Origin of the sequence: Spirosoma utsteinense (genome assembly GCF_014282275.1) — a bacterium.
Taxonomy (GTDB): domain Bacteria; phylum Bacteroidota; class Bacteroidia; order Cytophagales; family Spirosomataceae; genus Spirosoma; species Spirosoma utsteinense.
In genome coordinates this window covers 319,728-334,859 of the sequence record NZ_VFIA01000001.1, presented here as the reverse complement: position 1 = coordinate 334,859, position 15,132 = coordinate 319,728, and the positions used below count along the sequence as shown (strand labels likewise).

The following is a 15,132-nucleotide window of genomic DNA, read 5'->3' as shown; positions in this document are numbered from 1 at the left end:
TTGGAGTTTCACGGTGGCTACGGCTGAAGATAAACTCAAACGATGGTATGAGCAGGTCAATCCTATGAATAAATCAGATTATTCTAATAATTAAATTGGACAAGTACTAGTGTAAACGCATTCCGGGTCAGGATGGATATTCCATCGTTGCACCGGTCTCGCGGAAATGACTCGGTTCGCGCAGTCGTTTCCATCCTTCGCTCAGGAACCCTGTCCCATACCCGACCAGTTGTACCCAGGCGGCTGCCACACTCAGCAGGCCCACCTTAAGGCTCTGTTGGGTCCAGGTGGCGTGAATCAAAATCAGTGCCGAGAATACCAGCAGCACCCCCAAAGCTACCGCTAAAAGGACCGGACTAACCAGCGCCCAAACCGGAATCGAGGCCAGGCCCAGCGTAAACAGTGCCGGAAACGCGTGGACAGCCTTCAGTTCTTTGGGATAATAGCGGGCAATATTGATCCGGGCCCGGCCGAAGAACCGGAGCTGGCGAAAGAACTGCCCGAAGTTTGTCCGGCGTTTATGGTAGATCAACGCATCCGGGACGAGACCGGTTTTGAAGCCGTTTTCGATGATACGGATGGCAAACTCGATGTCCTCCCCCATCCGGCTCAGTTTATACCCGCCCGTTTGCTCCCACACCTGCCGCGACAGGCCCATATTAAAACTACGGGGGTGGAACGTTCCGCCCAGGTTTTTCCGGCTTCCCCGGATGCCACCCGTCGTAAACGGCGATGTCATCGAATAGCTGATGGCTTTCTGAACGTCGGTAAAATCCGGGTGGGCCGCATCGGGTCCGCCGTAGGCATCGAGCCAATCGGTCTGGAGCCGTTGGTTGACAACGGCAAAGTAAGGCGAGGGGATAAGCGCGTCGGAATCGAAAATGACGAAGTACTCGCCCGTAGCCCGCTCAAAGCCGTAGTTGCGGGTAAACCCCTGCCCCGTGTTCTCCTTGTAGAAATAGCGGATTGTCAGCTGGCTGGCAAATTCCTGTACCACCCCGTCGGCCTTGTTGGTCGAGCCGTCTTCGATCACCAGCACCTCAAAATCCCGGTACGTCTGTTTTGTCAGACTGACCAGCAGTTCGCGCAGTTCGTCGGGGCGGTTGAAGACAGGGATGATGATCGAGAAACGCATATCGGACGGAATTACGGGACTACAGGACTCGCTGGCGGGTTATCAATTCATCCGGGAAAGAAAATCCTGTATTCCTGTCTAAAAAAATCAAATCGCTTCGGTCAGGCTTTCGGCATGGGCCTGGATAACCTGCCCGATCAGCTCGTCGGTCAGGGCTACGGACACGAACAGGCTTTCGAACTGCGACGGGGCCAGATAAACACCCCGCTTGAGCATGGCATGGAAATACCGACCGAACATAGACACGTCGCAGGTTTTGGCGTCGCTGAAGTTCGTAACGGTCCGTTCGGTCATAAACGGCGTGAACATGGAGCCAATCTGGTTGATGGTGAAGTTCAGGCCTGCCTTAACGAATCCTTCCCGGAATCCGGCGGCTAGTCTACCCCCAACCTCATCCAAACGCGTATACACGTCGGGATGATCGTTCAGGTGATGCAGCATCGCCAGACCTGCCGACATGGCTATGGGGTTGCCCGACAGCGTACCCGCCTGATAAACCGGACCAGCAGGCGCGACGATATCCATGATCTCGGCCCGGCCACCATAGGCACCAACGGGCATACCGCCCCCGATGATCTTGCCCATCGTCGTCAGATCGGGGGTGATCCCGAACCGTTCCTGCGCCCCGCCTTTGGCGAGCCGGAAACCCGTCATTACCTCATCGAAGATCAGAACCGCTCCATGGCTGGTACATAAGTCCCGCACCCCTTCCAGGAAACCCGGCTCAGGCAATACACAACCCATATTACCTACTACAGGCTCCAGGATCACCGCAGCGATCTGATTGTGGTTCGAATCGAATAGCCGTTCTACAGCCGCCAGATCGTTATAGGGCGCTGTCAGCGTATCGGCCGCCGTCGCTTTGGTCACGCCGGGCGAATCGGGAATTCCCATCGTCATGGCCCCGCTGCCGGCCGCAATCAGAAACGAGTCGCCGTGGCCGTGGTAGCAGCCTTCGAACTTGATCATCTTGTCGCGGCCCGTAAAGCCACGGGCCACCCGTATTGCCGCCATCGTGGCTTCGGTACCGGAGTTGACCATCCGCACCTTCTCCACCGACGGTACCATGCTGATGATCAACTCGGCCATTTCTACCTCCTTGCGGGTTGGCGCACCGAATGAAAATGAATGCTGGATGGCGTCCCGTACGGCTTTTTCAACGGGCTCGAACGCATGGCCCAGGATCATGGGACCCCAGGAATTGATCAGCTCGACATAGCGATTACCATCTTCATCATAGACGTACGGGCCTTTGGCCGATTTAATGAACAAGGGGGTACCCCCTACTGACCGGAATGCCCGTACCGGAGAATTGACCCCGCCGGGTATAATTGTCTTAGCCTTCTCGAAAAGTTGTTCGCTGGTTGTCATTCGTATAGTGGGTAGTGACGCAACCGGTTTGTCTCACAGGCGTCAGTCATTTTATTAAAAAAGCCGTGACCCGTGAGCCGAACCGGATGGTGCCGCCACGCTAGTTTATTTTGATAAATCGGCCGTCTTCGTACTTCACGATGGGAACGACCTGGTTTTCGTTACTTTCTGTATAATCGAAGCCCGACAGAACATAATCGCCCTCGGGATCGGTACGCAGGGCGGTTCGACTACGGAACGGAACCCCGTTTTTAGCCATCTGCCGCCCGAAGAACAGCAGCATATCGTACCCTTCCCCGGCGAACACCGATGGAATCGTGTTCCGTTTGGCAATATACTGTTCCTGGAACGCCATGACGGGCTCGCGCATGGTGTCGATATAGTCCGGATAGAGGAGATACAGCTCCCAGCGCGTAAAGGTCGACATCGGGTTGCGGTAGTAATCGAAGGCGCTGGCCGTAGCGATCAGTGGGGCCGAAACCCGTCGGCGACTCAGGGCATCCAGCATCCGGGCACCATCGTCATCGTTGCTACTGGCAAAGAAAACATGGCTCACCGTGATCGGCACTGGCGTTGTCGGCACCGCCGAAACCGACCCGACGGTAGTCATTTTCCCATCGAAGCGCATGGCCTCGGCCATTGCCTGCGCGGTACCGCTTAGTCTCTTGAAATCAAGTATCTGGTAGTTCTGCTGTTTCAGCTCGGCCTGGTAAGCGGCTGCCAGCAGGGAATCCTTGCGCGACGTACCAAAGTAGATCGCTACCCGTCGGGCACCCCCGCCTATCAGACTCCGGGCCTGTTCGGCTGCGCGCCGGGCCTGCTCGTTCAGCGATGGCTGGGCCAGAAACGACATGGGCTGGCTGGCGACCAGTTCGCTACCGGTCGCAATCGGATTGACAAGCAATATGTTGTTCTGGTTGGCAAAAGCCGATGCAATTCGGTTCGGCTCTACGTATAGCGGCCCGATAATCAGATCCGTTTGCGCAAAGCCGGGACTGTTGACCAGTTCCAGGGTTTTATTGGGATCGTTCTCAACATCATAGGCAAACAGGTTTACTGTAATTCCTTCCTCCTGAAGCTTCGCCCTGGCCATTTTCATCCCCTCATACAGGTCATAGGCGTACTGGTTGGAACGCCCTCGCTTGTCGGCATCGAATTCGTCCAGGCGAAACGGAAACATCACCGCCACGTTGTAGTACCCTTTGGCGCGGTTTGGGCGGGTTGTCGGGCGGTTGGCCGAAGTCGTGGTACCAGATGAGACAGGCGACACAGGACGGCCTGCAACCGAAACGGGGACACCGAACTGGTTGGTCAGCCGGTCGGAAAGCTCCAGATCGTCTTTGTCGGTGGCGGTACGCTGAATCAGATCGATCAGCGCCAGTGCCACAGGTTTATCGTCAGGATAGTCGCGGTTGATTCGTTTCAACCGGTTCAGATCCGTCAGTCGCCCCATGAAGTTCTGCTCCAGTTTAACCCCTTCTGTCCGGAGGGCTGGCGTACCGATTGGTTTGAGCGCTGCCAGACCATCTTCATACTCTCCCATCTCCATACAAACGGCCGCCAGCAGGTACTGCGCATCGTCGATCTTCTGCCAGTTGGGGAAACGCGTCACCAGTTGTTTCAGCATGAGCCGTGACTGGCTGAAGTTTTTCTGGCGAAAATCCGCCAGCGCAACATAGTAACTGGCATAGGGAGCCAAGGGCCCGGTGCGCTGAATGATCGGATTCAGTTCATTCTTAGCCCTGTCGTAGCTCCCGGTCTGTATCAGTCGGATGGCTTCTTTGTACCGTTTCTGAGCCTCCACCGACACCTGGGCGTTGACCGTCAGAAAACAGGCTACCACGAGCCAGCCTGTCAGGGATAAGCGGTACCAACGGAAGGTTGTATTCATGATCTGCTCGGTTGGGTTAATGCACAAAAGCAACGCCGTCGCGTTGCTTTTGTTGACTAAATAGGTAGTGTATAGAATGATGTAACCGGCACGTATACGTTAGCAACATGTCTGTTCGTATCAGCACACACCATCCCGAAACGATTATTTCTTTTGTTTTGCTTTTCGGCTGGCCTCATCGGCCAATTTCCGGGCTTCGTCGGCCGCTGCCAGCTGTTTCTGCAGCATCGCCTGAAAGCCGCCCGGTTTCTTACCCTGACCGGATGCATTCTTGCGCCGGTTTTCGTCCAGTACTGCTTTCAGTTTGTCTTCATCGACAAACCGGCGGATCAGTTGCTGCTGGGCAATCGTTACCACGTTGGACACGAAATAATAAAACGTCAGGCCAGCGGGGTATGAGTTCAGCACGAACATGAACATCAGCGGGAACACGTAGCTCAGGGCTTTCATATTTACCGGGCCGGGCTGCGTGGGGGTCGTCTGGTTATTGTAATACGCAAACGCAATGGACGAAGCCGTCATCAGTACCGTAAACAAACTCAGGTGGCTGCCCACGAACGGAATGGCCGGGAACGTGATGAATGCGTCGTAGGTCGAGAGATCGCTGGCCCACAAAAATGGTTTCTGCCGCAGTTCGATCAGGTTCGGGAAGAGCATGAACAGCGAGAACAGGATCGGCATGGTGGCCAGCACGGGTATACACCCGTTGAGCGGACTTACCCCTACTTCCTGGTAGAGTTTCATCTGCTCCGACTGCTGCTTGGCCATGTCGTCGCCCACTCGCTCCTTCATTTCATTCAACTCCGGTTGTAATACCCGCATTTTAGCCATACTGATGTATGACTTATACGTCAACGGGGTTAAGACGAGCTTGACAAATACAACCAGCGCAATGATCAGCAAGCCGTAGTTGCTGATGAATTTCTCCAGAAAGTTAAATACGGGGACAAAGAAGTACTTGTTGATCGGCTTCAGTACGGAGTAACCCAGGTACACGTTCTGGTCGAACTCAGGAGCTACATCACCCAGTAGCTGGAAATCGTTGGGGCCGTAGTAGAACTTGTAGTTTCCTTTGCCAGCCTTCACATCGGCCATCGGCAGCGACACATCGGCAATGGCGGTCTTGACCACGTCGGCTACGTCAGGATTAACGAGTGCTTTGAAACTCGCTTTTTGCAGGGGGGCGTTTTTTGCAACAAACCCCGCCAGAAAGTATTTGTGCTTGATGGTGAACCACTGAACGGGTTCCTCAATGGTGGCTTCCTCGCTCGACTCACTTTCTTTTAATTTATCGAAGTTCTCGTCAGCGGTGAGGTAGTTGATGGTAGCGGCCATCCGGTTGTTCTTGAAGTCGTTCTCGTATTGCTGCATCTGGTCCATCCACAGGAACCGGATGTTATCGTTCCCAACGAGGTTGGTGAGCCCGTTGAGTTTAAGATCGTAGTCCATCACGTAACCATCGGCGGGTATGGCATATACCTGCTCCACCGACTGCCCCGGTGCGATCTCGGCCCGGAACACAATCGACTGCGACTGCCCGCTCACGGTGCCGCTCTGGGCGGTCGTCTGGTAATAGAGCTTGTGCAGATCAACTTTGCCCCGACTGGTGGGTAGCTCGAGGGCGGTCTGGCTGGTTTCCGCATCGATCAGCACCAGCGGCTTCTGGTCGTAGGTTTTATACTTCTTAAGGATGACTTCCTTCACGCGCCCACCCTGGGTGCTGAAGGTTACTTTCATGTCCTTATTTTCAACGACAATGTCACGGGACTGGCCCACCGCTACGGATGAGAATTCGCCGTATTTTGCTTTGGCTGCGGCCGAGTCGAGCGGCTGTCCCGCTGAGGTACTTGCAACAGCACTCGAGGCTGACCCCACGGGGGCCGTAACCCCGGACGTATTCGACGGTCGGGTAGTTTGGGTGGTTTGAGCGGGCTCCTTCTCCGGCGCGGGTTTTGGCACCAGTAACTGGTAGCCAACCAGCATTGCCAATATCAGGACAATGCCAATAATCTGATTACGATCCATTAGGTAAGTTAGTAAGTCTGTCAGCCAGCGGGTTAGTCAGTCTATGCGGGGGTACGTTCGTTGACACACCCGGCTCACAGACTGACCAACCCATCGACGGGCAGACTAATTTCCTGCAAAATTACGCCAATCCGAGCGCTTAACCAACCACCTCGGCGGTTTCTACCGTCCGCTCCGGTGTACCGGCGGTGGATTCGGGCATGGGCGCCGTGCGTTTCTGCTGGCTGTAGGCCAGGGTAGCCCGAACGAACTGAACAAACAGCGGATGCGGATTCATGACGGTACTTTTCAATTCGGGGTGGAACTGTACGCCCATGAACCAGGGGTGATTGGTCAGTTCAACGATTTCAACCAGACCTGTCTCGGGGTTGATGCCCGTTGGGCGCATACCGGCGCGCTCGAAGCGCTCCAGGTAATCGTTGTTGAACTCGTAGCGATGGCGATGGCGCTCACTGACCTGGTTCTTACCGTAAACCTGGTGCGCTTTCGAGTCGCGCTTAAGCTTACAGGCGTATGCCCCCAGTCGCATCGTCCCCCCCTTATCGGTAACGGTTTTCTGCGCTTCCATCATGCTGATGACCGGATTGGGCGTATGGGGCTCCATTTCCGTCGAGTGGGCATCCTCGATACCCATCACGTTACGGGCATACTCGATAACGGCCATCTGCATCCCCAGGCATATACCAAGGAAAGGAATGCCGTTTTCCCGAACGTAGCGAACAGCATTGATCTTGCCTTCTATACCCCGCTCGCCAAATCCGGGGGCTACCAGCACCCCGTCCAGTTCGCGCAGTACCTCGGTGCAGTGATGTTCGTCGGCCAGCGTTTCGGACTGAATCCATTCCAGCTTCACCTTGCACTCGTTGGTGGCACCGGCATGAATGAACGACTCAGCGATTGATTTATAGGCATCGTGCAGTTCGACATATTTACCCACCAACCCAATCGTGACCGTTTCGCCGGGATTCTTGAGCCGCCCCAGGAATGCTTTCCAGGCATCCAGATCCGCGTCTTTGTCGTTGTAGAGATCGAGCATGTATAAAGCCCGTTGATCGAGACGCTCCTTCTGCATCAGCAGGGGCACGTCGTAAATCGTTTCGGCATCGATGGCTTCGATAACCGAAGCAACCTGCACGTTACAGAACTGCGCAATTTTTCGGCGGATGTCCTGCGGCAGCGGGTGTTCGGTACGGCAGGCGATGATATCGGGCTGCACGCCGTTTTCGAGCAGCATCCGCACGGAGTGCTGCGTGGGTTTTGTTTTCAACTCACCCGCCGACTGCAGGTACGGCACCAGCGTCAGGTGAATAACGAGTGTATCTTTCTCCCCCAGTTCGAATTTCAGCTGCCGAACGGCCTCCACAAACGGCAGCGATTCGATGTCGCCTACACAGCCGCCAATCTCGGTGATGACGATGTCGTACTCCCCGGTGTTGCCCAGGAGCCGGATGTTGCGTTTGATTTCGTCGGTGATGTGCGGAACTACCTGTACCGTTTTCCCCAGAAAATCCCCCCGCCGTTCGCGGGTGATCACGTTGTTGTAGATACGCCCGGTAGTGATGTTGTTGGCCTGCGAAGTCGGGCGGTTCAGGAACCGCTCGTAGTGACCCAGGTCAAGATCGGTTTCAGCGCCGTCGTCGGTAACGTAGCATTCACCGTGTTCATACGGATTGAGTGTGCCAGGGTCGATGTTAATGTACGGATCGAACTTCTGGATAGTTACCGTAAGGCCCCGTGCCTGAAGGAGTTTGGCTAATGAAGAGGCAATAATGCCTTTGCCAAGTGATGAAGTGACTCCGCCTGTGACGAAGATGTATTTTGCTGATTTGGGTCCCGTAGCCGCCATGATTGAAACCTGTTTAGGTCGTTACGGGGCATAAAGGTACGCAAGTTTTAAAAGGAAATCGCGAAAAAAATTAGCGATAGTCGGTAAGAAAGTAACAGTCAACCAACTACGCTCCTTATTTTTTTCCGGCACGGTTTATTGTGGCCAAGGCCGGTTAACCGGTATTGGCCCGTCAGACAACAGCAGGGGCTCTTACCGGTCAGGGGCCCTGGCCCAATTGCTTAGCCCGCGTGTCGGCTGGTCTGTTATTTTATCCCGCTAAATCTATATAACAAAAACTATTAATGATAAATTGCTATGAAATCTTCGTTTTAGCACAACCGTTTTCTGCTAGCCTGCCCTATGCCTACCACTACCCTTCGTATGTTCGTAGTGCTCATCCTGCTGCTGACCTCGGTGCCGGTGCTGGCAACGCACCAGGTGGGCGGCCAGCTGGAAATGCGTGCGGTGGGCAACCGGCCGGGCCAATACCGGATCATTGTCACTAATTATTTCGAAGCGGGCCGACGGGCCGATCAGCAGAGTGGCGGGCCGCTGGGCATTTTTCGCCAACGGGATAACCAACAGATGCTTACGTTTCAGGTGCGCGAAACAGGTCAGCGTGAGAACGTTATTTATGCCAACGAGTTCTGCGCGGAACTGCGCAACCTGAAATTTGTCGTGGCTACCTTCGAAGCAGATCTACAACTCGACCCGGCCACCTACAGCGACCCGCAGGGCTATTATATTTCCTACCAGACCCGGAACCGCAACGCGGGTATCGATAACCTGGTCAATCCGCTCCTGACGGGTTTTACCTTTTACCTGGCCTTCCCGGCCCTCCAGCAAAATGGTCTAGCCATCCCCTACTCATCGCCCCGCTTTCCGCCCATCAACGGCGAGTATGTGTGCGTAAATGAGCCATTTTCTTTTCCTTTCGGCGGCACGGACCCCGACGGCGATGAACTGCGCTATTCGATGGTGACACCCCTGGACCAGAAGAACACGGGCCGTACCCCGACTACCTCACCGGGGCCCTACCCCGACGTTGTCTGGCAGCCGGGTTATGGCGCTTCCAACGCGATCCCGGGCAGTCCGGCCCTGACCATCGACAGTAAGACCGGCCAGTTGTCGGTTACAGCGACGCAATTGGGCTTATTCGTATTTGCCGTTAAAGTAGAGGAATATCGAAATGGGGTTAAACTAGGGGAAGTCAGGCGGGATTTTCAGTTTCTGGTCGTCGACTGCCCGCCCACCACCACGCCCAACCCGGCTATTCAGGTTATGAACCGGCCAACGGACCTGCGTACGGTTGACCTGTGTTACGGCGATTCGGCCCGGGTTCAGGCCACCCTCGACACAAGCTGGAATTACCAGTGGCGTCGGGATGGCGTCAACCTGCCCAATGCCAACGGATCGACCCTGACCGTTCGTGAGTCTGGCGACTACACCGTTTTAGTGTCCCCTAAAAAGGCATGTAGTAAAGTCGGCAATTCGCAAACGATAACGGTCCGTGTGGTGGGACAGGAAGCCACATTAGGTGAAACGGGCCATCTATGCGCCACCACCGGAACGGTCGATCTGGCGGTAACGAACGACACGGGGGTTGTGTACCAATGGTATCGAAACGACGTCTTACTCGCCGGTCGGGTATCGGATTCGGTTCGGGTGGAGCAGGAAGGCCGTTACCGGGCCGGACTTACCTATACCCGGTCGGGTTGCACCGTCTCCTCGAACACGCTCAGCCTGGCCCGATCGGCAGCCGTACAGGCAACCCTTACCTCGACCACGGGTATCAACCGACTGTGTCCGCAGGATTCGCTGCCGCTACTGGCCGGCGGTGGTACGCAGTATATCTGGGAACGCGACGGGCAGGTTATCGCAGGAGCCACAACGGCCCAATACCGCACACCGGCCGGCGGCACGTTCATACTCACGGCTATCGATGAAAATGGATGCCGGGGCGTTTCGACACCGCTGGTTATCGTACCGGTCCCGCCCGTGACGGTTCGCTTCGACTCCATACCGGGGGTGTGCGGTCCTGATGTTCCTGCTTATACACTCCGGGCCAGTCCGCCGGGGGGCGAATTTGACGGGCCGGGCGTCATCGACGATACATTCAGTGCCCGAAGCGCCGGGGTCGGTAACCATCCGCTCACCTACACGGTAAAACCCGCGCCCGAATGTGCCGGTACCGTCGCGTCGCGGGTGGCCGTAGTCGCGCCTATTCCCACCATCCAGCTACCCGACAGTCTGATTACCTACCGGGGAAACACCCTGGCCCTGGCCCCCGCCTACACAGGCAACCCGGTTACGTTCGAGTGGTCGCCCCCGACCTACCTCGACAATCCGTCGATGGCCACGCCATCCGCAGTGTCCATCGACCGCGATATCACCTACACCCTGACCGTAGGAAATGAAACCGGTTGTACGACCCGCGATACGGTCCACATCACCGTCTACGAGCGGGTCTGGATTCCCGACGCTTTCTCGCCCAACAGCGATGGCCTTAATGACGTGTGGGTCTTATCGGGTATCGAGGCTTTTCCGCAGGCGACAGTGACTGTGTTTAACCGCTGGGGCGAAGTCATCTACCAGTCAGACAAGGGCTACCATCAGCCTTTCGATGGTCGATCGGGCGGTATCGACCTCCCCACCGGCCTGTATCCCTATACCCTGCATACCCTGCCCGACAAGCCCGTTATGCGCGGCCGTGTGGTCATTGTACGATAGCGACGGGCGGGCACCCGGGAGTCATCCGGTCACGCGGGTACTTTCTCGTAGGATACTATGCTCAGGCTGGGATGCCTGTCCAGCATAAACGTATCGTACCGATGGCTGGTAGCCGGTTCGGTACCAGGCCCTGTTGGTAGACTGAGCAACAGTGTATTACCAACGGTGTCGAGCCAGATTAGTGTATCGGTCAGGTACGTTAAGGCCACCCGGTGACGAGTCGGGTCGGTGGTATCGGAATCTAGCAGGGAGAACAGGTAGTCCGTAAAGACGACAGGCTGACCCAGCACATCGGTCAGGCCGGGTATCTGACCATTTAATCCGCTCACGTACAGACCAATGGCGAACCCCACCCGGATGGGCAGGGCCGGATCAGACTGCGGTATGGCCGTGCGTAGCTGCTGCCAGCTTGTGAACGGTCGATCGGCCGTGTAGGTTTGTATCTGCACCCGAAACTCGTGGTACGTATCGGTCAAAACCGCTTTCTCGAAGTCGGTGCGGGCGGTACTGGCGTCGATGACCTGCCGGAAGACCAGCCGGATACGGATCAGGGGCATAGGCATGGCGTCCGGTCTGCCCCCGTAAAGGGCGAAAGAAGGTTTCGACTTTGGGGATGCGCCAGAAAAAAACCACTGGACACCCGCGACGGGCGATCACCGGGAAGATGGAACGCACCGGCGTCTTCCCAGGCGTCGACACCCAGCTGTTTCAGCAGCTGGGCTTGCAGCGTCTGTCCCGGACATTCCGGCCCGCCAACGTCCACCCGAATACCCTGATGTGTTCCCGTCAGCACCTTCTCATTACTCAGGTCGTCGTCATCGCAGTAGGCCCAGATAAACCGCCGGAGCCGATAATGCAGGTAATCTACCAGGGCGGAGCGGTATAATTCACAAAGATCGGCTGTCAGCAGTGATCGATAGTCGTGCTGACCGGTGGCCGGTTGCCCGGCGGGTCTGTCGACATCCGTTCCCAGGCGTAGGGCATACCCGCCCAGGTAGTCCGATTCACCCACCCGGAGTGCCATTGCAGGCTTGATGAAATCGGCAACACAGTACGATCGGCTGTCAGAAACCTGAATACGCGGGAATGACAGCCCGACCGTTGTGCCGCCTGTTGTTTCAACCAGCACCTGATCGCCCCGGGCACTGGCTCGCCAGACGCCAAATACAACCTCAGGCCTGAGGTTGTCGCCCACCAGTTCATCCAGCCGCGCCCGGGCATCGGTATAGAGCGCTCGGGCGGGTGGTCCCCAGTGAACATCGTCCAGCACGTCGGGAAAGGGAAGCGGGAATTCCCATTTCCTGAAAAATAAATCCCAGTCCATATATCGCCGTACCTGATCCGTATCTGAGGCATCGAACGTGGATACGCCCAGAAAATGGCTGGTGAAGGGCTTGAAACAGGTCCAGTCGATGGCTTGCTGATCAGCGACCGTAGCGCGGGCGCTGGTCCGTTCCGGCTGTAGCGTATGCATATCGGATTGGTTTATGCCTTCACGAACAAGGTATGGGTCAGCGTATACCCCCCGATGTGGCATTGGCGACCACGGTTGCCAATTCATTACCGAGGGAGTCGCGGAGAATGCCATCCCCGGTATTCTTGAGCGAGTTCTGCCCGTGGGCTTTGTAGAGGTCCGTTGTGTAGACGGCGGTGTTGATTTCCTCCGGGAAAGCTACCTGGGTGGTCAATTTCAGGCTGTTATCGACATAAACCTGCACGTGGAGGTGCGTGGCCCGACCCTGATACCAGCCGGGGTAGATGCCCGTAAAGGTTACCTGCCCACTGGCATCGGCATATTGGAGCCCCCGCAGAAACGTCCTGGTCGTATTGTTCTGCGTGCCCAGGTAACCCGAATTGCTGTAGCCCGAATAATAACCGTCCTTGTCGCAGTACCAGATATCGACGCGGGCATTGGGCAGCAGGGCGCAGCTGTTGGAAACGTTTTTAACGGTAAAGACCATATCGAGTTGCAAACCCGTCTTCCCTTCCCGGATATCGACCCGCTGCAAAGCCGATCCCCGGCTGTTGTAGAGCGGATATGGGCCATCCGTTTCGGTGTCGGTAACGACACAATTTCCGGTCGTGGTGCCCGTCGTACTGCCCACCCCGGTTGTTGTGCCCGTCGCGTTCGTCCCTGCGGGGGCAATCCCGGTTGTATCCTGGCTACAGGCTTGCAGAAGTACGGGTGCCAGCGCGGTGCCAGCGAAGGCTTTTCGCAGGAAGTCCAGCCGGGAAATAGGGGCGTCGATTTTCATAGCAGGTTACGTGTCAGATTTTCTATTCGATTCATGATTTTATTACGTTGCATCAGGCGCGTTCGTTGTCCCGGCAAACGGGTGTGTGGCGCACGGCTATACCTGTGCCGGCCCGGGGGCGGTGTTTATCCATAGACCCGGGTTTGGAACCATCCGGAAGGGACTACCAGTGCAGCATCTTCATCGTTTTCACCATACGCCCCCCGCCCGCTTTGCGCTGGATCGAGGACCCGACGCCGGCGAGTGGGTTGGCCTGCCTAACTCCTGCCCGGGCCGGGGCGGCTGTTCCCGATAGCTGACCCAGGGCCGTGCTCAGCAGCGCTTCGCGGGTGTCGCCCAGCGGCAGCAGGGTAAGCGGCTCCTCCACTTCGATCGTGGGCGTAAAACCCGTCGAGTAATCGGACTGACCGGCGCTGTTGAACGATTTAAAGACAATAGGCTGAATACCCCACGGTATCTGGCCACTATCATCGGTAATGGTAATCGATCCGACGTTTTTGCCGTAGGTCGTCGTTCCAATCGTGATGACGCTCATGTAGGGACGTAGCCCATTGATGATCAGTTCGCTGGCCGATGCCGTCTGATCGGTCGTCAATACGAACAGGCGCGTGAGATTGCCGCCAATATTCTGGGCTTTAGTCAGGAAGTTCTGCACAAAGAAGCTGTCGCCATACTTTTCCTGCAACAGGGGCGTGATGGAGGTATTCCATTCTTCGCGGAAGTAGACTTTTCCCGCACCGACACCTTTCCCGATCAGACTGGCCAGATTGGCCGATGAGGAGGTATAGCCGCCGGGGTTGTAGCGTAGATCGAGCACCAGTTCGTTGACGCCTTTGGCTTTAAAATCGCCAAAGATGGCATCCAGTTGCGCATCATATTCATTGGCGTTGCTGTTGTTGGCACCGGGAACAAACTGGTTATAGACCAGGTAACCGACCGTCTTACCCCCTACCGAGTAAACCGAATCCAGAAATACCGGATTTTCCTGATACACCGTGGCCGTGACGGTCTTGCTCAGGTCGGTATCCACCAGCGAATTGCCGCTAACACTGGCCAGGCCAAAGGTAAACGTGGTCGTGCTGCCGAACAGAAGATCGACGTAGTTGGTACGGGTAAGCAACTGGCCGTTGACTTTACTGATGATGTCGCCCCGTTGGATACCCGCTTTTTCGGCCGGGGAGCCGGGTAATACATACAGTACCTGAGCAATGATATCGTCGGACCCCGACGACCGCAGGTAGAGGTTGTATTCCATACCCGTTGTGGTCGTTTCTCCGCTCAGGCTCGCCTGAAGATCGGCAGCACTCGCTTCGATCCAGGAGAACCGATCACCCGTGGGATTGGTCGTGGCGTCGTAGGTATTGAGGATCGAATCGAAGAAAATCTCGGGGGCAAGCGTCGTATCGGGATTCGCGGGTATTTTGTCGTTCCAGTAGTACAGATCCCGCATGTTGGTCAGTATCCAGTTGTCGACGACCCCATTTTTATTGGCAGCATCGGCAACGGACAGGGGCGTCACTTCAGCAGCCTGGTCTTTACAGCCCGTCAGGCATACAATTAACCCGGCCAGCAACACCCATTGGCCCATAGCGTACCCTATAGTCAGCGGACGGATAGCGCCCCGAATCACTTTGTTCACAACGTAATTAGTCATTTTGATCCAGCAGATAAGTTGTTTGTTGAGTTACCTGCTGACTGTACGTTAATCTCCTCGTCTGTGTTGCAAAGTCTGCGATACGTATCGAGCATGCCCCGGATTATGCCGACGCAGGCGGCATCGGAAACCGGCTCGTCCTGACCTACGTGACGGTATTTCATTGACCAGGCCACTGGTGACCGTATGGGTGTGATGCAAAAAAAAAGCCCTCATTTTTCAATGAGGGCCTTCTACAATCAT

At 56.0% G+C, this 15,132-nt stretch carries 10 protein-coding genes; 1 reads left to right on the top strand and 9 read right to left on the bottom strand.

Annotation, left to right across the window (positions count from 1 at the left end; genetic code table 11):
- Nucleotides 1-127: 127 nt before the first annotated feature.
- From FH603_RS01340 to FH603_RS01320, 5 genes are all read right to left on the bottom strand, one after another.
- Complete coding sequence (locus FH603_RS01340) at nucleotides 128-1,135, bottom strand: glycosyltransferase (RefSeq protein ID WP_186735247.1); 1,008 nt, start codon at nucleotides 1,133-1,135, stop codon at nucleotides 128-130.
- A gap of 87 nt (nucleotides 1,136-1,222) precedes the next feature.
- On the bottom strand, nucleotides 1,223-2,506 hold the full coding sequence (gene hemL / locus FH603_RS01335; protein ID WP_186735245.1) for a glutamate-1-semialdehyde 2,1-aminomutase: 1,284 nt from the start codon (nucleotides 2,504-2,506) through the stop codon (nucleotides 1,223-1,225).
- A gap of 100 nt (nucleotides 2,507-2,606) precedes the next feature.
- Nucleotides 2,607-4,397 carry an amino acid ABC transporter substrate-binding protein gene (locus FH603_RS01330; protein WP_244967981.1) on the bottom strand — a complete coding sequence of 597 codons (1,791 nt, stop codon included), beginning with the start codon at nucleotides 4,395-4,397 and terminating at the stop codon, nucleotides 2,607-2,609.
- A 144-nt stretch (nucleotides 4,398-4,541) separates the two neighbouring features.
- On the bottom strand, nucleotides 4,542-6,422 hold the full coding sequence (yidC, locus tag FH603_RS01325) for a membrane protein insertase YidC (RefSeq protein ID WP_186735242.1): 1,881 nt from the start codon (nucleotides 6,420-6,422) through the stop codon (nucleotides 4,542-4,544).
- Nucleotides 6,423-6,561: 139 nt separating this feature from the next.
- On the bottom strand, nucleotides 6,562-8,268 hold the full coding sequence (locus FH603_RS01320) for a CTP synthase (protein WP_186735240.1): 1,707 nt from the start codon (nucleotides 8,266-8,268) through the stop codon (nucleotides 6,562-6,564).
- 342 nt (nucleotides 8,269-8,610) lie between these two features.
- Here FH603_RS01320 and FH603_RS01315 point away from each other — a divergent pair, with 342 nt between their 5' ends.
- Nucleotides 8,611-10,980, top strand: a complete 2,370-nt coding sequence (locus FH603_RS01315; RefSeq protein WP_186735238.1) for a T9SS type B sorting domain-containing protein — start codon at nucleotides 8,611-8,613, stop codon at nucleotides 10,978-10,980.
- A gap of 29 nt (nucleotides 10,981-11,009) precedes the next feature.
- Here the strand turns inward: FH603_RS01315 and FH603_RS01310 are convergent, their stop codons facing one another.
- The 4 genes from FH603_RS01310 to FH603_RS01295 form a co-directional block, all read right to left on the bottom strand.
- Complete coding sequence (locus FH603_RS01310; protein ID WP_186735236.1) at nucleotides 11,010-11,537, bottom strand: hypothetical protein; 528 nt, start codon at nucleotides 11,535-11,537, stop codon at nucleotides 11,010-11,012.
- The gene (locus tag FH603_RS01305) at nucleotides 11,528-12,454 is read right to left on the bottom strand and encodes a vitamin B12 dependent-methionine synthase activation domain-containing protein (RefSeq protein ID WP_186735234.1); all 927 of its coding nucleotides are present in this window, start codon (nucleotides 12,452-12,454) and stop codon (nucleotides 11,528-11,530) included. Before FH603_RS01305 ends, FH603_RS01310 begins: the two co-directional genes overlap by 10 nt.
- Nucleotides 12,455-12,491: 37 nt before the next feature.
- Nucleotides 12,492-13,235 carry a peptidase associated/transthyretin-like domain-containing protein gene (locus FH603_RS01300; RefSeq protein WP_186735232.1) on the bottom strand — a complete coding sequence of 248 codons (744 nt, stop codon included), beginning with the start codon at nucleotides 13,233-13,235 and terminating at the stop codon, nucleotides 12,492-12,494.
- Between the two features lie 163 nt (nucleotides 13,236-13,398).
- Complete coding sequence (locus FH603_RS01295; protein WP_235985294.1) at nucleotides 13,399-14,889, bottom strand: S41 family peptidase; 1,491 nt, start codon at nucleotides 14,887-14,889, stop codon at nucleotides 13,399-13,401.
- Nucleotides 14,890-15,132 lie beyond the last annotated feature (243 nt).

Bases quoted from the DNA above. Each gene is read 5' to 3' on its own strand.
- FH603_RS01340 (WP_186735247.1), bottom strand. From the start codon at position 1,135: ATGCGTTTCTCGATCATCATCCCTGTCTTCAACCGCCCCGACGAACTG.
- hemL (WP_186735245.1), bottom strand. From the start codon at position 2,506: ATGACAACCAGCGAACAACTTTTCGAGAAGGCTAAGACAATTATACCC.
- FH603_RS01330 (WP_244967981.1), bottom strand. From the start codon at position 4,397: ATGAATACAACCTTCCGTTGGTACCGCTTATCCCTGACAGGCTGGCTC.
- yidC (WP_186735242.1), bottom strand. From the start codon at position 6,422: ATGGATCGTAATCAGATTATTGGCATTGTCCTGATATTGGCAATGCTG.
- FH603_RS01320 (WP_186735240.1), bottom strand. From the start codon at position 8,268: ATGGCGGCTACGGGACCCAAATCAGCAAAATACATCTTCGTCACAGGC.
- FH603_RS01315 (WP_186735238.1), top strand. From the start codon at position 8,611: ATGCCTACCACTACCCTTCGTATGTTCGTAGTGCTCATCCTGCTGCTG.
- FH603_RS01310 (WP_186735236.1), bottom strand. From the start codon at position 11,537: ATGCCCCTGATCCGTATCCGGCTGGTCTTCCGGCAGGTCATCGACGCC.
- FH603_RS01305 (WP_186735234.1), bottom strand. From the start codon at position 12,454: ATGCATACGCTACAGCCGGAACGGACCAGCGCCCGCGCTACGGTCGCT.
- FH603_RS01300 (WP_186735232.1), bottom strand. From the start codon at position 13,235: ATGAAAATCGACGCCCCTATTTCCCGGCTGGACTTCCTGCGAAAAGCC.
- FH603_RS01295 (WP_235985294.1), bottom strand. From the start codon at position 14,889: ATGACTAATTACGTTGTGAACAAAGTGATTCGGGGCGCTATCCGTCCG.